The 20,439-nt window shown below is 39.9% G+C and carries 16 protein-coding genes and 1 pseudogene; all 17 read right to left on the reverse strand.

The annotated features are described in order from the left end of the window. Positions 1-8: 8 nt before the first annotated feature. Positions 9-602: an ATP-dependent Clp endopeptidase proteolytic subunit ClpP gene (clpP, locus tag VEHSUH06_RS10440; protein ID WP_105098834.1), complete on the reverse strand. Its 594-nt coding sequence runs from the start codon at positions 600-602 to the stop codon at positions 9-11. Positions 603-638: 36 nt separating this feature from the next. Beyond that, entirely contained in the window at positions 639-1,943 is a 1,305-nt protein-coding gene (tig, locus tag VEHSUH06_RS10445) for a trigger factor (protein ID WP_105098835.1), read from the reverse strand. 163 nt (positions 1,944-2,106) lie between these two features. After that, positions 2,107-2,562, reverse strand: coding sequence for a CBS domain-containing protein (locus tag VEHSUH06_RS10450; protein ID WP_009351160.1), 456 nt, complete (start codon positions 2,560-2,562; stop codon positions 2,107-2,109). A 177-nt stretch (positions 2,563-2,739) separates the two neighbouring features. Further along, positions 2,740-3,219, reverse strand: coding sequence for a 23S rRNA (pseudouridine(1915)-N(3))-methyltransferase RlmH (rlmH, locus tag VEHSUH06_RS10455; RefSeq protein ID WP_105098836.1), 480 nt, complete (start codon positions 3,217-3,219; stop codon positions 2,740-2,742). 3 nt (positions 3,220-3,222) lie between these two features. Then, positions 3,223-4,029, reverse strand: a complete 807-nt coding sequence (locus VEHSUH06_RS10460) for an MBL fold metallo-hydrolase (RefSeq protein ID WP_105098837.1) — start codon at positions 4,027-4,029, stop codon at positions 3,223-3,225. A 108-nt stretch (positions 4,030-4,137) separates the two neighbouring features. Then, positions 4,138-5,325 carry a RuBisCO large subunit C-terminal-like domain-containing protein gene (locus tag VEHSUH06_RS10465; protein WP_105098838.1) on the reverse strand — a complete coding sequence of 396 codons (1,188 nt, stop codon included), beginning with the start codon at positions 5,323-5,325 and terminating at the stop codon, positions 4,138-4,140. A 204-nt stretch (positions 5,326-5,529) separates the two neighbouring features. Further along, a complete protein-coding gene (locus VEHSUH06_RS10470) occupies positions 5,530-6,915 on the reverse strand; it encodes a nucleobase:cation symporter-2 family protein (RefSeq protein WP_105098839.1) in 1,386 nt (461 codons plus the stop codon). 149 nt (positions 6,916-7,064) lie between these two features. After that, the gene (gene xdh / locus VEHSUH06_RS10475) at positions 7,065-9,614 is read right to left on the reverse strand and encodes a selenium-dependent xanthine dehydrogenase (protein ID WP_105098840.1); all 2,550 of its coding nucleotides are present in this window, start codon (positions 9,612-9,614) and stop codon (positions 7,065-7,067) included. Between the two features lie 17 nt (positions 9,615-9,631). Continuing rightward, positions 9,632-10,981, reverse strand: a complete 1,350-nt coding sequence (hydA, locus tag VEHSUH06_RS10480) for a dihydropyrimidinase (protein WP_105098841.1) — start codon at positions 10,979-10,981, stop codon at positions 9,632-9,634. Beyond that, a complete protein-coding gene (locus VEHSUH06_RS10485) occupies positions 10,978-12,669 on the reverse strand; it encodes a selenate reductase (RefSeq protein ID WP_105081983.1) in 1,692 nt (563 codons plus the stop codon). Before VEHSUH06_RS10485 ends, hydA begins: the two co-directional genes overlap by 4 nt. A gap of 28 nt (positions 12,670-12,697) precedes the next feature. Continuing rightward, complete coding sequence (gene ssnA, locus VEHSUH06_RS10490; protein WP_105098842.1) at positions 12,698-14,026, reverse strand: putative aminohydrolase SsnA; 1,329 nt, start codon at positions 14,024-14,026, stop codon at positions 12,698-12,700. A gap of 54 nt (positions 14,027-14,080) precedes the next feature. Next, positions 14,081-15,016, reverse strand: coding sequence for a carbamate kinase (gene arcC, locus VEHSUH06_RS10495; protein WP_105098843.1), 936 nt, complete (start codon positions 15,014-15,016; stop codon positions 14,081-14,083). Between the two features lie 76 nt (positions 15,017-15,092). Continuing rightward, positions 15,093-16,286 (reverse strand): knotted carbamoyltransferase YgeW, encoded by a 1,194-nt coding sequence (gene ygeW / locus VEHSUH06_RS10500; RefSeq protein WP_105098844.1) that lies wholly within the window; start codon positions 16,284-16,286, stop codon positions 15,093-15,095. 157 nt (positions 16,287-16,443) lie between these two features. Beyond that, positions 16,444-17,754, reverse strand: coding sequence for a YgeY family selenium metabolism-linked hydrolase (locus VEHSUH06_RS10505; RefSeq protein WP_105098845.1), 1,311 nt, complete (start codon positions 17,752-17,754; stop codon positions 16,444-16,446). A gap of 12 nt (positions 17,755-17,766) precedes the next feature. Next, complete coding sequence (dpaL, locus tag VEHSUH06_RS10510) at positions 17,767-18,978, reverse strand: diaminopropionate ammonia-lyase (protein WP_105098846.1); 1,212 nt, start codon at positions 18,976-18,978, stop codon at positions 17,767-17,769. A gap of 9 nt (positions 18,979-18,987) precedes the next feature. Beyond that, complete coding sequence (locus tag VEHSUH06_RS10515) at positions 18,988-19,620, reverse strand: transcriptional regulator (RefSeq protein ID WP_105098847.1); 633 nt, start codon at positions 19,618-19,620, stop codon at positions 18,988-18,990. Positions 19,621-20,036: 416 nt separating this feature from the next. Continuing rightward, a pseudogene (locus VEHSUH06_RS10520) lies at positions 20,037-20,439 on the reverse strand (IS256 family transposase); the annotation flags it as partial.

A 20,439-nucleotide genomic window follows, 5' to 3' on the forward strand; every position in this document is an offset into this window, starting at 1 on the left:
TGCCTCCATTACTTGCTTTCTACAGGTTCTCTAGTGAGCACCTCATCGATTAAGCCGTATTCAACGGCATCCTGAGCACTCATGAAGTTATCGCGATCTGTATCGCGAGCTACTACTTCAATATCTTGTCCACTGCGAGAAGCTAAGATACCATTTAACTCTTCACGCATGCGAAGAATCTCACGGGCATGGATTTCAATTTCAGATGCTTGCCCTTGTACACCACCTAATGGTTGGTGAATCATAACGCGTGCATGAGGTAACGCATAGCGTTTGCCTTTAGTACCTGCTGTTAAAAGCACTGCACCCATGCTCGCTGCAGAGCCTACACAAATAGTAGACACATCTGGTTTGATATATTGCATCGTATCATAAATAGCCATGCCGGCAGTTACAACACCGCCGGGGCTATTAATGTACAAATGGATATCCTTGTCAGGATCCTCTGCTTCTAGGAATAGCATTTGCGCAATAACCGCATTAGCCACACTATCATCGATGGGACCACCGAGGAAGATAATGCGATCCTTTAACAAGCGAGAGTAAATATCATAGGAACGCTCACCGCGTTCACTTTGTTCAACTACGATTGGTACATACATGTATTCACCTTTTCATGTACCTAGTTGAGCAAACTATTATTCAGCCGCTTCAGCGCCTTTTGCATTATCAATAATGAATCGAGCTGCTTTTTTGCGAGCTACAGAGCCTGCCAACATAGCTACACGACCTTCTTTTGCAATAATATCCCAAACTTCTTTAGGATCTGCCCCAAAGTTTTGAGCCATAATGAAGATTTCACGGTTCATGTCGTCTGGAGTTACTTCAATACCTTCAGCAGTTGCGATAGCATCTAATACTAAATCAGCGCGTACGTTTTCAGCTGCGGAATCTTTGTATTCAGAACGTAAATCTTCGATAGTTTTGTTGGAGAATTTCAAGTAGTCATCAAGTTTCAAGCCACGGCCTTCCATGTTCATAGCCAATTCTTGAATCATTTGTTCCACACGATCTTCGATCATTACTTCTGGGATTTCAACAGTTGCGTTTTTAACAGCTGTTTGAATCAAGTCAGCATTGTAAGTATCGATTGCGCGACGGGAAGCTTCTTCTTCCATTTTAGCGCGAAGATCTTTTTTCAATTCTTCAATAGTTTCGTAAGAGCTTGTTTCTTTTGCGAACTCGTCGTTCAATTCAGGCAACTCTTTACGTTTAATGTCATGGATGTGAGTTTTGAATTCTGCTTCTTTACCAGCAAGTTCTGCTACGAAGTAGTCTTCAGGGAATGTTACTTTTACAGTTACATCATCGCCAGCTTTAGCGCCGATCAATTGATCTTCGAAGCCAGGAATGAAGCTACCAGAACCGATTTGTAATGGGTAGGATTTACCTTCACCACCATCGAATGGTTTACCGTCAATGGAACCAGCGAAGTCGATTACTGCAAAGTCGTCTTTTTGAATTGTAGCGCCTTCTTCAGCAACAACCATTTTCGCTTGTTGTTCACGAATGTTGTTTAATTGTTCTTCGATTTGTTCATCAGTTACTGTAGCATCTTGTTTTTCAGCTTCTAAGCCTTTGTAATCGCCAAGTTTAACTTCAGGGCGTTTAGTTACAGTAGCTTTAAAGATTAAATCTTTACCTTCTTCGAATTGTTCGCGTTCGATTTCTGGATCAGATACAGGAACAATATCATTTTCACGAAGAGCAGCAGTGTAGTTTTGGCTAGCCAATACTTCGAATGCTTCTTCCATGATAGCTTCTTTGCCGAAGTTCATTTCCAAAATACGGCGAGGTGCATGGCCTTTACGGAAGCCAGGGATGTTTACTTGACCTGCAATGCGTTTTACAGCTTGTTTAATGCCTTTGTCTACTTCAGCTGCAGGTACTTCAATAGTTAACGTTACTACGTGTTGATCAACAGGATTTACAGTTGCTTTCATTTAAAATATGTCCTCCTCGAAGGGCAATACGCCCAAATTTCTGTAGTATATTATGCACTCCTAATAATAACATAAATGCAAGGTCAATGCAATTCTTCTCAATTTACACTAAAAGACCACCCCAAAACGGGTGGTCTTTATACGTTTTACATAATTATGCTAATTAGTTATCTTTAGCGATCAATTTGATGATGTCTCGACGAGATAAGATGCCGACTAAATGGTAATCTTTATCTACAACAGGAACATTTTTCAAATGTTGGTCTAACATAACAGATACAATTTCTTCTACCTCTTTATCTGGTGTAGTCGTAATTACTTCATCAGTCATCAACTCATGAACATGAGATGCCAACAATTTTTTGAACTTTGCATTGTATTCGCCAATGCCATTGTAATAAATACTAGCGCCTAAAACATTTACGTAATGAGGTACATGAGGGCGCACTTTTTTGTAAAGTAAATCACCTTCAGAAATAATGCCTAACAATTTATTATTGTCATCCACTACGGATACAGCAGTTAAATTGTACTTAACTAATAAATCAGCTACATCAGAAATTGGTGCATCTTTACCAACAATAACAGGGTATTTATTCATTACTTCTTGAATTTTCATAGTGAATTCCTCCTCACCAAATATATATGGCCTTATTATACTATTCGACATAGTATAATAAAACTCCTTTTTTTGTGAACTGATTATATAAATAATTTATAAGTCTATCCCTAGTGTATAAGCTATAGTAACTATTACCCACTAAACTACTAGAATTAAATTAATATACTATTAAACTCACCAATGATATGGTTCATTTCGATTAATTTTTGACGCTCGATATATTTGTTCCACCAATAGTAATCTCACCATTTGGTGAGTAAAGGTCATAGGACTAAAGGACAATTTATAATTTACAGACTGGCGCAATGCTTCACTAACACCAAAGGCTCCGCCAATGATAAAAGCCATATCGCTAACGCCATCAACCTCAAGCTTTGCTACAGTCTTAGCTAAATCTTCGGAAGACATCGTTTTACCGTACACATCAAGTAAAACCGTATAGGCATTTTTAGGAACTGCTTTTAGTAATCGTTCCCCCTCTTCATCTACAACTTGCTTACGATCTGCATCACTTGGTTTATCTCCAATTTTACTTTCATTCAGTTCTGTAATCGTAATGCCTCCGTATGGTCGCATTCGTTTTACAAACTCCGCAACGCCATCACGCAAATAAGCATCTTTTAGCTTGCCAATACAAACTACATAAAATCTCATATTTTACCTCTTTACGGATTTCATAGATACAATTTCATTAGGTTGTCCATGTTGCAACTTCATTTCAGGTCCAATGCGAACACCACCATCAACAAGCATTTTTCCAATCGTTTGGGTAACAAGGACCGCGTTATTATTATTCTCAGAACGGTGAGCCAAAATAACTTGCATAAAGTCAGGTCGATTCATCATGAGCAACGCTTGTGCGGCCATCTCATTGCTTAGATGTCCTTCATCACTAGCGACCCGTTGTTTCAAAAACGGTTGATATGGACCAAAGTGCAGCATATGAGGGTCATAATTAGCTTCTAGCACTAACAAGGTCGTATCATCCATGCGGTGCAAGATACTATCGGAAATCACACCTGTATCGGTAACGACAGTAGCCTTATCTTTTCCTGCAAAAACATTGATCCCAATAGGGTCTGCCGCATCATGACTCACAGCAAAGGGTTCTACAATGAGATTCCCCAATGTTAAACTACCTTTCGTCAGTTCAATTAGTTGATTCTTTGGTACGATTAACTTATCTTGAATCTCACGCCACGTTCCTTGCTTTGTATACACAGGAATATCAAAACGTTTCAACAGTTGCTGTAGCCCAGCTATATGATCACTATGTTCATGACTGATAAATATACCCTCTACCTGTGCCATATCGATATGCAATTCTTTTAACCCATTAACGATTCGTCGACAACTAATGCCTACATCGTGCAATATGACGGAGTTCCCTTTTTTTATTACTGTACAATTGCCCTTGCTACCACTAGCAATAACATGGACCTCCAACGGTGAGGATTCACTCATCAAAACACTCCATATACTTAATCATAATTTTTACATATTTTTGTGAAAGTCAGTGACTTAGTTATTCGATATAACTATTGTATTAAGTTATGTACCTCTAAACTATCATTACTTGCTTTCAGATAAGTCAGTCAAACGTTCTACAAAGTACGCCATATTAGCTTCGATATCTGGACCACGACGGAACATATCGCCACCGACGAGGAACATCGTATCATTACCGTATAACTTAACTAGTTCATTAAGACGAGCATCTGTTACACCACCACCTGGAGCTGGGCAAGCCGCTTTCATCAATGCCATGGGTTGTTTAATATAATTCGAAATTCTCTTGCATTGCTCCTCTGTGAAAGTAAAACGTCCACCATAAGAAACAAAGATAGGCATATCGGCTCCAAAGATACGAGGTAACAAGCCTAGTTGTAGATAATCTGCCACACCAGACGTACCAGGGCTTACAAAGCCACCAGAGTAAGCTGGATGATGAATAATTGGCAGACCTAGTTTCTTATCGGTAGCCAGTTTATGAAGCCACCCAAAACCTACAAGACCTGACGCCACCATGAGAGCTGTGGCACCAGCCTCTTTAGCAAAATAAGCACGCTCAATTACATCTGTACCATCGCCAGATACATTGGCTGCATATAAAGTATGTGTACCATGAATAGCATTCATTTCCTGCACCATAGCAGCACATCGTTTTACTCGATCTTTATATTGAGAAAAAGACTGATTGGAGATACCATGGTCATCCTTAATAACATCCGCCCCACCGCGTGTATAAGCACCACACATACGAGCTAACTCTTCATTAGGTGTTCCCATAGGTTTTACAACAGCTTGAATCATAGGTCGTGCCTTTGTATGTACTAATTCACGAATACCTTGCAAACCAAACTGAGGTCCGTTAAACACATCATAAAGAGTTTGACATAATTCTACATCTACCACCCAAATGTGAGGTTGTAAGGACGAGTTTCCAAAGACAACATTTAAAAATTGTGTCGCTTCTAAAGCTGTAGTATCTACAAGATATGAAATTCGAGCTACATAGTAACGAGATACATCGATTACAGCATTTGGCATAATGCCAACATTGGCATATGCAGAACCTTGCTCCATAGGCTCAAGAGATTCTAATCGACCAGTGATGGTCTCTTTAATATATGGGTCAGTAACAAACTCATAAGGGAATTCTATGGTTTGTTCTACTTGAACAGCCCAAGCAATGGCTTTTGCTTCTTCATATGAACTTGCTTCTATTCGATACGTAACTATAAATCGCTCGTCTTTCATAATGCTTCTCCTTTGCAATAATATTATTTAATTATATACCAAAGTAGTACACGATTCCATACAAAAAAGGACTCACTCTAAATCTAGAGTGAGCCCTTTTAAAATCGAAAACATGTATATAGATGTTTTACCTATACAAACAAGGTTTCTATTGTGAAAGACAATACATGTAATCGTATGAGAATAAACTCGTCTAACTATATATTATTGATAGAAATGTTTAGGGTAGCCTTTGAATCGTGTGAAGTGACGGTATTTACGTGTTGCACGATTAGGTTCGTTAACAGTTTTGTAACCAAAGCCGTTGAATACAACGTTTAGAAGAACGGCAATGATACTACCAGCTGTGATACCAGATTTCAAAAGAATTTGAGCCCAATCTGGGAAATGAGCGTAGAAGTTAGGCGCAGCTAGAGGAATCATGGATACACCAATACTGATTGCTACTAACATCAAATTGTAGTTACCATCAAAGCTAACTTTACCAAGGGAACGGATACCGCTGGCAATAATCATACCAAACATTGCGATACCTGCACCGCCTAAAACGGCATTTGGGATACAAGCTACGATAGCAGCTAATTTAGGGAAAAGACCTAATAAAATAAGAATAACACCAGATGCTGCTACAACGAAGCGGCTCTTAACACGTGTTACAGCGATAAGACCAACGTTTTGAGCGAACGCTGTGTAAGGGAAGCTGTTAAGAATACCACCGATAAGAGTAGATAAGCCATCAGCACGAAGTACTGCAGCCAACTCTTTTTGACCGATAGGTTTATCAACGATTTCGCCTACTGCGATACTGTCACCAGTTGTTTCAACCATAACTACGAGCATTACAATGATCATAGAAATGATAGAAGCAAAGTCAAAGGTTGGAAGACCAAAGTAGAACGGTGTTACAATGGATACCCATTGAGAACGACCTACTTCGGAGAAGTCAGTAACACCACAAAGCATAGCAAGGGCTGTACCAAGGATAAGACCTACTAAGATTGCTAGATTACCAATGAATCCTTTACCAAATCGATAGGTTATAATAACAATAACAAATGTAGCTACACCAAGAGCAATGTTAAGCGGATCACCAAAGTGTGGACTGCCTGCACCGCCGCCCATCCATTTAACTGCTACTGGCATCAAGTTGATACCAATAATAGTAATGATAGTGCCTGTTACTACAGGTGGGAATAGACGAATCAAACGACTAAAGAATGGAGCCACAAGGAATGTAAAGATACCGGCTACGATAATCGCACCGTAGATAGTTGTAATATCATGCTGCTGACCAATCATAATCATTGGACCTACAGAAGCAAATGTTACACCTTGAATAAGAGGAATACGACCACCGATAGGACCAAAGCCTAATGTTTGAATCAATGTAGCAACACCACATGTGAACAAGTCGGCCGTAATCAAACGAATTAAGTCTTCAATAGGTAAGTTCATCGCTTGTGCGATGATGATTGGTACCGCTACTGCACCTGCGTACATAGCTAGTACGTGCTGTAAGCCATAAGCAAACAATTGCGTCATTGGCAGCATACCATCTACATGGTCGACGCCAGATATAGCTTTACTCATAAGAATCACCTCATATCTTACGTTTTAGTTACTAGTAAAATAATATAGTCATACTATCGTACATGATAGAGTTTAGAGAAATCTCATCGACTTCACGTGAGAACCTTGATAGCTAGGGGCCTAAGGCCCCTACCCATTAAGCAAATATTCTATTTTTTATAACCGGTATGTTGAATTGGCAAAGATCTACGTGGTTCTCCGTCAATACGACGATACGCATTTGCAATAGCTGGTGCAATTGGAATACTGGAAATTTCACCAATACCTTTAGCGCCGTATGCATATTGTTCTGGTGTCCCCTTTTCAATCAAATTTACATGAATTGGTGGACATTGTGTCGCTCTAAGAAGACCTAGAGTACCATATTTAGCTGTTACATAGCCATCTTTATAAGGGAAGTCTTCTGTTACAGCAAAGCCCATACCCATGATAGCGCCGCCTTCAGCTTGACCAGCACAGGATTGTGGGTTAACTACGCGACCTACGTCGTATGCTACATGTAAATCAGCAATTTTATTATCTTCACCAATTGTTGCTACACAAGCACCGTAACCATAGGCAACGTGGTTTTTTGGATGTGGTTTATCAGAGTTGAATGGATCTGTTTCACCAAGGAACTCTTCATAAATTTCTACGCCATTCAGTTCTTCTAATGTCTTAGTTTCTAACATTTCTTTCAAGCGAAGACTTGCTTTGCGAGTTGCTTCACCAGTGAATACTGTTTGACGAGATGCAGTAGTTGTACCAGAGTCTGGTGTACGTACTGTATCAGGGCGTTCTACAAATACTTTGTCAGCTGTCAAACCAGTTGTTTCACAAAGAACTTGGGTAGCCATAGTAGCCATACCTTGACCGATACAAGCTGCGCCAGTACGGATGCGAACTTTACCGTCACGTACTTCTAAGATAATGCGGCCAGTATCAGGTAAACCTACACCGATACCACTGTTTTTCAAACATACTGCAAGACCTGTACGGTCAGATGCATAGTATGCATCTTTTACTGCTTCCAAACATTCTGCTAATGCAGTTTCTTCGGAGCAAATTTGGCCATTTGGTAAGGAGTCACCAGGGCGAACAACGTTTTTATAACGGAACTCCCAAGGATCCATACCTACCAATGCAGCTAATTCATCAATATTTTGTTCTTGACCAAAGATAGTTTGTGTTACGCCGAACCCGCGGAACGCACCACCAGGAACAGTATTTGTGTAAACACAAACGCCATCAAAGGCAAAGTTATCAAATTTGTAAGGACCACAAGAGTGTGTACCTGCACGTTGAAGTACAGGACCACCTAAGGATGCATATGCACCACAGTTAGATACGATGTTTACCTTACTTGCTACCAAGTTACCTTCTGCGTCACAAGCAGTAGTAATATCCATTTCCATCGCATGGCGTTTAGGGTGAATATTAAGACTTTCTTGACGAGAGAATAGAACCTTAGTTGGTTTACCTGTGAGCCAAGCTACAAGAGAAGCATGATGCTGTACACTCATGTCCTCTTTACCACCAAAGCCGCCACCTACGAGCATGCTATGAACTTTTACAGATTCTTCAGGGATGCCAAGCATACGAGATACTTCGTGGCGATCATCGTAAACGTTTTGGCTACCGGAATGTAAATGAATTACATCGCCTTCACGATATGCTACAGCACATTCAGGCTCCATGAATGCATGGTCTGTTTGAGGTGTGGAATAGTGATTTGTTACTACAAATGCAGCCTCTGCAATAGCCTTATCTACATCGCCACGAGATAATGTTTGACGAGACAATACATTTCCATTTGGATGTAACTGAGGTGCATCTGGTTTCAATGCTTCTAATGGATCTACTACAGGCTCTAACTCAGTATAATCAACTTCAACGAGAGCAAGAACTTCGTCTAAGTATTTTTTCTCAGTTGTCGCTACTAGTGCAATAGCATCACCAACATAACGGGTGATATCGCCTTCTGCAATGAGCACATCCCAGTCTGGTACCAAGTGACCAGTCTTATTGAATGGAACATCTTTAGCGGTCAAAGCTGTTACACAAGCCGGATGTTCAAGCGCTTTAGAAACATCAATGCGATCGACTCTAGCACGAGGATATTTAGAACGCAATGCTTTAGCGTAAATCATACCTTCCATATGAATATCGTCAGCATATTGGCCAGTGCCTAATGCTTTTTCCTCTACGTCAACGCGATGTAAAGGAGCACCTACAGCAGCATTATTATCTTTTTCAGGAACTGGTAAGTTCTCACGAATCATTTTTGCTGCTAGCATAATGCCTTCTTCGATTTTTACATAGCCTGTACAACGACAAATATTACCTAAAATAGCTTTTTTAACATCATCAGCTGTAGGGTTATTATTTTCGTCAATCAACGCTTTTGCACTAATAATCATACCAGGGATACAGAAGCCACATTGCACTGCTCCGCATTCACCAAAAGCATAAGTGTATACTGCTTTTTCCCGCTCAGTTAGGCCCTCAATCGTTACAACTGATTTACCATCCAATTGGGATAATTTGCTTACACAAGCCTTAGCTTTTTTTCCGTCTATAATTACTGTACACGTACCACAAGCACCCGCACTACAACCTTCTTTAGTGCCAGTTAATTTCAAATCAGCTCGCAAGAAATCAATTAAACGCTGATCCTCTTGAACCTCATGTTGGGTGCCATTCACTTGAAAGCGGTACATATATAGCCCTCCTTTCATTAAGGAATACATTCACCAAGATATGATTCTGTTAAGGATCCATCTTGTACCACATGGTGACCTCTAAGGATTACATCGCGAACCTTACCGGTTACGGATATCCCCTCATAAGGTATATAGTCAGCCTTTGTATGGGCAGACTCTTTTGAAAGAACATGTTCTACGCTCTTATCAACAATTGTAATATCCCCATCACTACCTATGGCTAATGTCCCTTTCTTAGGATACATGCCATATAGTTTCGCTGGGTTTTCACTAACTAGTTTCATAAAATCTACGGCACTCATATTGCATTGGTTTACCAATACATCATAAGCGACAATGCCCCGCTCCTCAGCGCCTGGAATGCCGCCTGGAATACGGGTAAAGTCATGACGACTTTTTAGTTTTTGATCCTCAAAATTGAAGCTACAGTGATCGGAGCCAATAGTTTGGAATGTTCCATTTACTAGGGCTTCCTTTAATGTCATTTGATCTACTTTAGTTCTAAGAGGTGGACTCATCACATATTTAGCACCTTCATAATTAGGCAAGCTATATCGTGATTCATCAAGTACCAAATATTGTGGACATGTTTCACAAGTCACAGTATGACCTAATGCGCGTTCTCTAAGGATTTCTTCTACCCCTTCTTTAGAACTTACATGCACAATATGTACTGGATACTCTAGAGAAGCGCCGATTGTACTAAATCGTTTAATTGATTCGGATTCAATCATAGCTGGTCTCGTAAGTGGATGATTACTTATATCTAATTCACCACGCTTACGCTTATCAGCTACGAGTGCATCGATGAGATCACCATTTTCACAGTGAGCTCCTACAAGTGCGCCTGTTGGTTTAATAGCTTCAATAGCGTCATAAATCTCACGGTCCGTCAAACGGAAGCCATAAGCTAAATATACCTTAAAGGATGATACACCAGCTTCAACCACTTTTGGGATTTCACTGGCCACAGTATCATTCATTTCTACAAGTTCCATATGGAATTTGTAGTCACAGGAGCAATGCCCTGCGGCACGCTCCTTATGAACCTCTAAGCCTTTACAAAGGGAGCCTTCCTCAGGAGAAGCAAAATTGATAATTGAAGTAGTCCCGCCAAGGATAGCAGCCTTTGTGCCACTATCAAAATCATCCGCAGTAGATGCTAAAGCATTAGTCATTTGGAAGTGTGTATGAGGATCTATAAATCCAGGGAATACATAACAACCTTTTGCATCAATAACTTTAGCTCCTTCTGGAACAGGAACGTGTTCATCGATGGCGACAATTTTGTCGCCATCAATTAATAAATCTCCGGTAAGGATTCGATCAGTTAAGACCAATTCCCCTTGTTGTATGATAATCATGATACATAGTACACATGCTCTTTACAGAAGGCATGTACAACTCCTTTCAATTCTTCAGGTAATGCATCAATGTCACATACGGCTTCTTCACCTTTGAAGCGGTAACCACAGCTAGTGCCTGTGATGTAGAAACCATCATTTGTACTATCTGCTAAAGCTTCAGCATTGTGGAAGAATGTAATGCGATCCTTGTATGGTTGACAAGGTTCTACGCAATGACATGCACAGTTACCACACTCATTACAGCTTTGATCTACATGGACGATCAATTTAGCATCATTTACAGTAACGACTTCATTACATCTATTAGGACATACGCGAACGCAAGCACCACACACTACGCGGCAGTGGTAGTCAGAGCTACGTGTACCAGGGAAGGATGGCATTGCTTCACGTTTTTTCTTCATTGCATCGCTTTTCTTGAATATTTTATTTTCAGCGATGTCTTTAGCAAGTTCTGCAATAAGTTCTTTATGAACTTTTAATGCAGCATTGTAATCAGTAGATTCAACTTCATCTGCCAAGCTTTTGAAAGTATTATAACCTTCGCCTTGTAGAAGAATTGTACATACTGTTACAGGCCAGATACCACAATCAAAGATAGCTTTGATATTTTGTTTTACAGCACCACCGCTGTAAGACATTGGTAAGCGTTCACCGAATTGAGCACTGAGAAGCTCAGCTACACCAATTGTTACAGGTAACAAGGATTTACCAGACATGTACATTTGCTCACCTGGCAATTCATTGTTATGAATTTGTACAGGGAATGTATTTGTCAATTTAACGCCAAAGATTTTGTTGTGTTTTTCACCAAGAGCGATAAGACGTTCTAACATTGGAACAGCTTTATCGAATTGAAGGTCAACTTCGAATTGATGATCTTCAAAGTCAATGTATTCAAAGCCAGCATTATCTAATAACTCTCTAATGCGTTTTGGACCTAACAATGTAGGGTTGCATTTCAAGTATAAGTGAAGGCCTTTTTCACTGATGAGGTAAGAACAAATGGATTCGATTTCTTCAGCTGGGCAACCGTGCATTGTGGACAATGTGATTGCTTGGCAAAGTTCATCGCTAATGGAGTTGATGAAATCAGCATCGATATGTTCAAATTCATTTACATGGTCAAGACACCATTGTTTACATTCATCCCACATAGGAGATTGAGATGCACTGCGCATTGTGTTGATAAATTTATCAACCATTGGGCTCTTAATACCAGCTAAGTTGTAACCAACACTCATGATGAATAAGAAGCCATCTGGATCGCCTAAGCCTAATTCTTTAGAGATTAATTTTAATGCGAACCAAGCTTTGATGTATTCATCAGCAGCTTCATCACAGCTATATTCGGAAGACCATTCTACGTTGTATGTTTCGTCTACAGAGTAGATACAAGGTCTAGGAATACCTAATTCTTCACCGTACATAATTTGTACAGTTTTTAATTCGATGCAACGAGCACCAGCTACATAAGATGCCACAATATTTTGTGCCAACTGTGTATTAGGGCCAGCTGCAGGACCTACAGGGTTTTCAATGGATTTACCAAAGATAGATAAGCGTTGTTCATGATTAGTACGATGAATTTTATTTACATTGTAAATACGATTGTACATCTTGTACTCAGTCATAATGTGGTTCATCAAATTTCCGAAACTTACCGGATACATAATGTCACTCATAATGTCACACTCCTTTAAAGCGCTTGCGTTATGGGTTTAGTCGTTTCCATAAACCTTTAGATGTTGCTAAAACTTCGTTCATTACTTCAGCTTTGTCGATGCCTTGTAACTTACGATCGATCATACGTGGTACACCATCACTAATAGTTGTCACCACATACATACCATTAGCACCGAATAATAAGTGACCATTGATGTTATTTTCATCAAGTGGCGTTGGTGCTGCGTAATCAAGAACGATTACGTCAGCTGCGGCACCTTTTTTAAGGATGCCAACTGTAGTATCGAAGAATTCATTCGCCATTTTGCGGTTGTTTTCAAATAGCATATGAGGAACTTCACCCCAGCCTACATATGGTTTATGTTGCTCATGTTTTACAAGGCAGTTTGCTACTTTGTAAGATTCGAGCATGTCATTTGTGTAACCATCTGTACCTAGACCAACTGTGATACCTGCACCTAATAGTTTCAAGATATCTGTTGTGCCTAATGCATTACCCATGTTACTTTCTGGGTTGTGTACAACCTTAGCTTGAGATTCTTTCAATAATTCTACATCTTGGTCTGTTACGTGTACGCAGTGACCTGCAATACTCTTAGGACCTAAAATGCCAGTCTCTACAAGGCGTCTAACAGGTGTCATGCCATATTTTTCTTTACTATCTGCCACATCTTCAGGGCCTTCTGCAACATGAACATGATAACCTAATTTATCTTCATTGTGAGCTTTAACATAATCTAATGTTTCAGGGCTTAGCGTAAAGGATGCATGTAAGCCCATCATAGCAGCAAGTCTTGATGGATCTTGTTTTGCTTCTTTACCAAAGCGTACGTTTTCTGCAACAGCAGCTTTCATTTGATCTACGCCGTTGCGGTCAGATACTTCGTAGCATAAACAAGAACGAACGCCGAACTGTTTGGCTACATCAGCAATAACAGATAAGCTGTTATGAACTTCACCATAAGAAGCATGGTGGTCAAAAATAGTAGTTACACCATTTTCGATACAGCCTAAATACGTAAGTAATGCGCTTGCTTTTACATCAGGAGCTGTCAATTTATTATCTAAGTAGAACCAAAGTCTTTCCAAGATTTCACCGAAGTTAGTCGGTGCTGGACCTGGTAACGATAAGCCTCGTGCAAGAGCGGAGTAAATATGATGATGTGCATTGATAAAACCAGGCATAATCAAGCCGCCATGAGCGTCAATGATTTCTGCATTTGCATAAGTTTTACATAACTCATCATATGTACCAATATCAACAATTTGAGTCCCGTCGATAGCAACAGCACCATCATAAATGATAGGTCTATCAGCGTCGCGAGTAATAACAGTACCTTTCCCTAAAATAATCATGTGGGCACCTCCTCAACAAAACGTTGAAATGCATACTTATAAATCTACATATTATTATAATACGATACGTGTACCTGTTTTTCCTGCTATACCATCTTTAGATTTTTCTAATAATGTGATAATCGCAACACGGCCTTTTTGAGATTCAGCAAATGCAACAGCTGCTTCTACTTTAGGTTTCATAGAACCTTCGCCAAACTCGCCTGCTTCAATATATTCTTTAGCTTTTTCAACAGAGATTTCGTCTAACCATTGTTCTTTTTCTGTACCAAAGTTAATAGCAACTTTTTCAACAGCAGTTAAGATAACGAGTACATCAGCATCAATTTGTTGTGCCAATAAGCTACTAGTCCAGTCTTTGTCGATAACGGCTGCTGCACCATGAAGTTCATTACCTTCTCTAGTTACAGGGATACCGCCGCCACCACAAGCGACGATCAATTGTTTGCCCACTAAACCTTTAATAGCTTCTAACTCGATGATTTCTTTAGGTGCTGGAGATGCTACCACGCGGCGATAGCCACGGCCGGAGTCTTCTTTTACAACGTAATCGTAATTTTTTTCTGCGTGTTCAGCTTCTTCCTTAGTCATGAAGTGACCAATTGGTTTTGTAGGATTTTTGAAAGCTGGGTCATTTTTATCAACCAATACTTGCGTAACCATTGTCATAGTTGGCAAATGTTCGATACCACGATTTAATAACTCTTCGTGAAGTGCATTTTGTAAGTCATAACCGATATAAGCTTGGCTCATTGCCACACATACGGATAATGGAGTATTTGGTTGGCCTTCTTTTTCACGAGTCAACGCTGCCATCGCATTGTTGATCATACCAATTTGTGGGCCATTACCATGAGTTACGACTACGTCGCAATCAGCTTCAACTAAGTCAACGATAGTTTTTGCTGTACTTTTTACAGCAATTTTTTGTTCTGGAAGGGAATTACCTAACGCATTCCCGCCTAACGCTACTACAACTCTTTTTCTCATGTTATTCCTCATAACAAATTACAAACAATTAAGAATAAAAAGGAGCCATCAACACGGATGGCCCCTAAACTTTACTTTACGGTTGAACGCGGTCAGTTCCCTTCCGTTCTAATTCTTTTAAAGTTTCTACAGGATTTTTGAATTTACTTAAGAAGATCATAGCTGCAATAACATATGGTTTGTAGCTTGCTTCTTTGTAAAGAGGTACGCGGTAGCGATCGAATACTGTTGCGTCTACTTCGCCTTCTTCACAACTTACACCTGTAATATCTGCTGGCAAGCAATGTAAGTAAAGAGCTTTACCGTCTTTAGTGAGACTCATCATCTCTTCTGTACAAGCCCAATCTTTATGTTTACCATTTTCTTCAAGAAGAACTTTTTCTAATGCTTTAATGCCTTCATGGTCGTTTTCACCGTACAATTTAGTACGTTTTTCCATAGCGCCGAATGGTGCCCAGCTTTTAGGATATACGATGTCAGCATCTTTGAAAGCATCTTTCATGTCGTTAGTTTTACGGAAGGAGCCGCCACAAGCCTCAGCTTGTTTTTTAGCGATTTCTTCAACTTCTGGCATTACTTCATAGCCTTCAGGATGTGCTAATACAACTTCCATGCCAAGACGAGTGAACAAACCGATAGCACCTTGAGGAACGGATAAAGGTTTACCATAAGATGGGGAGTATGCCCAAGTCATAGCAAGTTTTTTACCTTTAAGGTTTTCAACACCACCGAATTCTTTGATGATATGAGCTGCGTCAGCCATGATTTGTGTAGGATGGTCGATATCACATTGTAAGTTTACAAGTGTAGGACGTTGTTCTAATACGCCATCTTCATGACCTTCTTTAACTGCATCGGATACTTCATGCATGTAAGCATTACCTTTACCAATGTACATGTCATCGCGAATACCGATAACGTCAGCCATGAAGGAGATCATGTTAGCTGTTTCACGAACTGTTTCGCCGTGAGCGATTTGGGATTTACCTTCATCTAAGTCTTGAACTTCTAAACCTAAAAGGTTACAAGCGGAAGCAAAGGAGAAGCGAGTTCTTGTGGAATTATCGCGGAATAAGGAAATGCCAAGGCCGCTGTCAAATACTTTAGTGGATATATTGCGTTCTCTAAGAGCACGTAATGCATCAGCTACAGCCCAAACACCTTGTAATTCGTCATCAGATTTTTCCCATGTTAAGAAGAAATCTTCACCGTACATTTTGCTAACGTCTAAGTTTTGTAAAGTTTCAATACTTTTATTGAAGTCTGTCATCTGTAAGTCCTCTCTTTCAATTCCCTAAAGGGCTACTTAGAATCTAACTTTATATGGTACCTCATCAAATGGTGAGATACCATATGAAATCCTTAATAATTAACTATTTTCTAGTTATATCCGTTTAAAATAGATCTAATTCAATTAATGTGTGATATTAGTCTTTGCAGTATACGGATGGTAATAATGCATATACAGCTGCACATGTAACAAGGTCTTGTTTCCATGTGATTTCGTTAGGAGCATGTGCTTGAGCTTCTGCGCCAGGACCGAAGCCGATGCAAGGGATGCCGTTACGACCCATGATGGATACACCGTTAGTGGAGAATGTCCATTTATCAGTCAATGGGCGAGCTTTACGCATTTCAACTGTGTCTTCTGCACCGATACGTTCGTTGCCATACAAGCTAGTGTATGCTTCTTCCAAAGCTTCTGTTACTTTGTGATCTTTAGGAATTACCCAAGTTGGGAAGTAACATTCGATTGGATAAGTTAAACCAGTCCAGGATGGACGAGCATATTCGTACATAGATACTTTCGCACCATATTTTTGAACATGTGGTAATGCTTCGATTTCTGCCAAGCAGGATTGCCATGTTTCACCAGCAGTCATACGACGGTCCAAGGAAACGGCGCAAGAGTCAGCTACTGCACAACGGCTTGGAGAAGTGTAGAAGATTTGGGAAGTAGTTACAGTACCGCGACCTAAGAAGCGAGCTTCTTCGTAGTGGTCTGGGTTGAATTTAGGGTCAAGCATTTTTACAAGACCTTTAATTGCTGTGCTTTCATCAGCAGAGTTAGCATTCAAGTCACGGATGTCTTGAAGAATGTCTGCCATTTTGTAGATAGCGTTGTCACCGCGTTCTGGAGCAGAACCGTGGCAAGATACGCCTTGTACGTCTACGCGGATTTCCATACGACCACGTTGGCCACGGTAGATACCGCCGTCAGTTGGCTCAGTGGATACTACGAATTCAGGACGAATATTGCGTTCTTTAATCATGTATTCCCAGCAAAGACCATCGCAGTCTTCTTCTTGAACTGTACCTACAACAAGTACGCGATATTTATCGTTAAGAAGGCCTAAATCTTTCATAATTTTAGCACCGTATACAGCGGATACGATACCACCTAATTGGTCAGATACACCACGACCACCGATTTGTGTTTCATCTTCGAAACCTTCATATGGATCAAATTTCCAGTTGTCACGGTTACCGATACCTACAGTATCAATGTGAGCATCGAAAGCGATAAGAGTTTTACCAGTACCCATGTAACCAAGAATGTTACCCATTGGATCTATTTCAACTTCGTCGAAGCCAAGGTCTTTCATTTCTTTTTCAATGCGTAGAACGTGCTCTTTTTCTTCAGAACTTTCACCAGGGAAAGCTACGATTTCACGTAAGAACTTTGTCATTGCTGGGCCATAAGTACCCGCTGCTTGTTTAATTGCTTGTAAATCCATAATTAATGCCTCCTAACGATCTTCACCGTACCACATAATGTTTTTATATCTTTCAGGGTCTGTATCACCTTCAGTGGAGAAACAGAGTACCTTTGAAGACGCATCTAATTCTAACTCTTTGCGTAAGTCTTCATATTCTGGCATTGTCATAAGTGCCATTACAAGACCTAATGGAACCGCACCAGACTCACCAGTTGTAATTGGAGTATCGCCTTTAATTGGTGCACCACCAACGCGCATACCTAAACGTGCTACCCAGTCTGGAGCAGATACGAATACGTCTGCGTGGTTTCTTAAGATATCCCAAGAAACTGTATTTGGTTCGCCACATGCTAAGCCTGCCATGATTGTATCAAGATCGCCTTCAACAATGCGAGGTTCCCCATCATCAGCTACAGCGCCTTTGTACAAGCAAGCTGCTGCTTCTGCTTCAACAACAACCAATTTAGGTTTTTTAGCTGCATTGCTATATAAGTTAGTGAAGTAACCTACTACGGAACCAGCAAGAGAACCTACACCAGCTTGTACGAATACATGAGTTGGAACTTTGCAGTTTTCAGCTTCTAATTGAGCTGCCGTTTCCATAGCCATTGTGCCATAGCCTTGCATGATCCAGTTTGGAATTTCTTCGTAACCTTCCCATGCTGTATCTTGAACTACAACACCATTTGGCACTTCTTTAGATTTTTTAGTTGCTAGACGTACACATTCATCGTAGTTGAAATCTTCGATTGTTACTGTAGCACCTTCATTTTCGATTTGTTTTCTGCGGTATTCTGTGGAGCCTTTTGGCATGAATACTACAGATTTTTGACCTAATTTATTTGCAGCCCATGCTACGCCGCGACCGTGGTTACCATCAGTTGCAGTGAAGAATGTAGCTTGGCCGAATTCTTCTTTTAATTTTGCAGATGTTAATACATCATATGGTACATCTTCAACTGTTTTACCAAGTTGTTGAGCCACATATTTACCCATCGCATAAGAACCGCCCAACACTTTGAAAGCATTTAGACCAAAGCGATAGGACTCATCTTTTACGAAGAGAGAATCAACACCGATATAAGATGCTAAATTCTTAAGTGAAACAAGTGGAGTTACCGTATATTGCGGGAAACTTTCGTGAAACGCTTTAGCTTTCTTAATTTCTCTAACATCCATAACCGACAAAAACTTGTCGCTAGATGGTGCCATCGTATTACGTTTCCACTGAATTCGTTCCATATTTGCCTCCTAGGATTCTTCCTTTACAGTATTTAAATCACTATAAAGGGTAAACTTAGAAATATTAAAATACTCTGCTATCTTCTCTGAAGATTTAGAGATAAGAAAAGCCCCTTTTTCATTTAAGTAGGTAATAGCTTTAAGACGTTCCACCTTACTCATCAGTGGCCCAGGTTTCCCCACTAAACGTTCTGCTTCTAATAATAAATCATCTAACAGTTCTGTCACGCTTGTAGTAATTTTTTCAACAGATCCAGCATCACCTTGACCTGTATTTACTAAACTATCCAAGGCCCGATGCATCATAACTAGCTCGGTTATGTCTTGGTTAATCCCTAGCAAGTAGGCTATGCGCCCCGTATCATCACGGATATACATAGTAGATGATTTTAATATTCGACCATCCTTAGTTTTTGTAAGATAACCGAATCGACCTTCGCTACCGTCGTCATAACTTAGTACATCTAAAACGGCATGAGATGGTCCATCGCCAACATGACGATTCGTTATGGTACCATTTTCAATATATACAAGCGATGTATCGATATCACGCTGCAAGTCGTGAATCAATACCTCACAAGAAGGCCCAAATTGAGCGGCCAACCCATGAGCTATCACCTGTAATCGTTCTAGTGTACTCATAAAATAACCTTCCTCTCATCGGTATTGGTTACTATTTTGTGGACTGAAAGCTTCAGCCCGCGAATTAATTAGTATGTTGAGATTCATTCTAACTAATTTTTTGACAACCTAATTTTTTGTTAGGTTCCTTAACTTGATTATAATTCTATATGCACAAAAATGCAACGATAATATGCATCAAAGTTATTTGTAATTATGCAAGCATATTCACCAATAGCTCAAAACATATACAAACATTGTGTTTTCCATCACATTATTTTTAAGTTATCATTTTTTTTGATGAGTAAAAGCCAAGTTGTTGTAAAAATAAAAAATATCGAATTCTATAGAAATAATGCGGATTTTTCATATCTACATCGAGATTTTTATATGTTCTTTATAAATATTCGGGTTATAGGACAAAACGTGTTGGTACTTTAATCCCAATCATTGAAAGATAATTTGTCATAGTTATGCAAATCACCCCAAGAAATGGCATCCCCCCAAGTTGGAATTATGCCTTGAAGTTGGGCTCTTTCATTCATAGATCTATATATTTTAGAAATACTCGCATCAGTTGGCATTACCTTAAGTATTTCTTTTGCAGGAAGCGGTCTTGGTGAGTGTAAATAACACCACCAAAAGACCGCTTTTATGCGTTTTTCTACAGACATCCCTCGATGGTACCGCAATAAACGTCTGAGTTGTGCGTTTACCCCACCTTCAATAGGGTTATTAGTCCTCGGACATTCTTTATCTAACACCAATGTTTCATCTAAATATCGAAACATTGTCTCTGTATTAATTAACACCACTAGAGAGTTATAGGCTTTTAATAAG

This window comes from Veillonella sp. S13053-19 (genome assembly GCF_002959835.1).
In the GTDB taxonomy this organism is placed as follows: domain Bacteria; phylum Bacillota; class Negativicutes; order Veillonellales; family Veillonellaceae; genus Veillonella; species Veillonella rogosae.

Bases quoted from the DNA above. Each gene is read 5' to 3' on its own strand.
- arcC (WP_105098843.1), bottom strand. From the start codon at position 15,016: ATGAGAAAAAGAGTTGTAGTAGCGTTAGGCGGGAATGCGTTAGGTAAT.
- VEHSUH06_RS10460 (WP_105098837.1), bottom strand. From the start codon at position 4,029: ATGAGTGAATCCTCACCGTTGGAGGTCCATGTTATTGCTAGTGGTAGC.
- VEHSUH06_RS10450 (WP_009351160.1), bottom strand. From the start codon at position 2,562: ATGAAAATTCAAGAAGTAATGAATAAATACCCTGTTATTGTTGGTAAA.
- hydA (WP_105098841.1), bottom strand. From the start codon at position 10,981: ATGATTATCATACAACAAGGGGAATTGGTCTTAACTGATCGAATCCTT.
- ssnA (WP_105098842.1), bottom strand. From the start codon at position 14,026: ATGATTATTTTAGGGAAAGGTACTGTTATTACTCGCGACGCTGATAGA.
- xdh (WP_105098840.1), bottom strand. From the start codon at position 9,614: ATGTACCGCTTTCAAGTGAATGGCACCCAACATGAGGTTCAAGAGGAT.
- rlmH (WP_105098836.1), bottom strand. From the start codon at position 3,219: ATGAGATTTTATGTAGTTTGTATTGGCAAGCTAAAAGATGCTTATTTG.
- tig (WP_105098835.1), bottom strand. From the start codon at position 1,943: ATGAAAGCAACTGTAAATCCTGTTGATCAACACGTAGTAACGTTAACT.
- VEHSUH06_RS10515 (WP_105098847.1), bottom strand. From the start codon at position 19,620: ATGAGTACACTAGAACGATTACAGGTGATAGCTCATGGGTTGGCCGCT.
- clpP (WP_105098834.1), bottom strand. From the start codon at position 602: ATGTATGTACCAATCGTAGTTGAACAAAGTGAACGCGGTGAGCGTTCC.
- dpaL (WP_105098846.1), bottom strand. From the start codon at position 18,978: ATGGAACGAATTCAGTGGAAACGTAATACGATGGCACCATCTAGCGAC.
- VEHSUH06_RS10505 (WP_105098845.1), bottom strand. From the start codon at position 17,754: ATGGATTTACAAGCAATTAAACAAGCAGCGGGTACTTATGGCCCAGCA.
- VEHSUH06_RS10485 (WP_105081983.1), bottom strand. From the start codon at position 12,669: ATGAGTGACATTATGTATCCGGTAAGTTTCGGAAATTTGATGAACCAC.
- VEHSUH06_RS10465 (WP_105098838.1), bottom strand. From the start codon at position 5,325: ATGAAAGACGAGCGATTTATAGTTACGTATCGAATAGAAGCAAGTTCA.
- VEHSUH06_RS10470 (WP_105098839.1), bottom strand. From the start codon at position 6,915: ATGAGTAAAGCTATATCTGGCGTCGACCATGTAGATGGTATGCTGCCA.
- ygeW (WP_105098844.1), bottom strand. From the start codon at position 16,286: ATGACAGACTTCAATAAAAGTATTGAAACTTTACAAAACTTAGACGTT.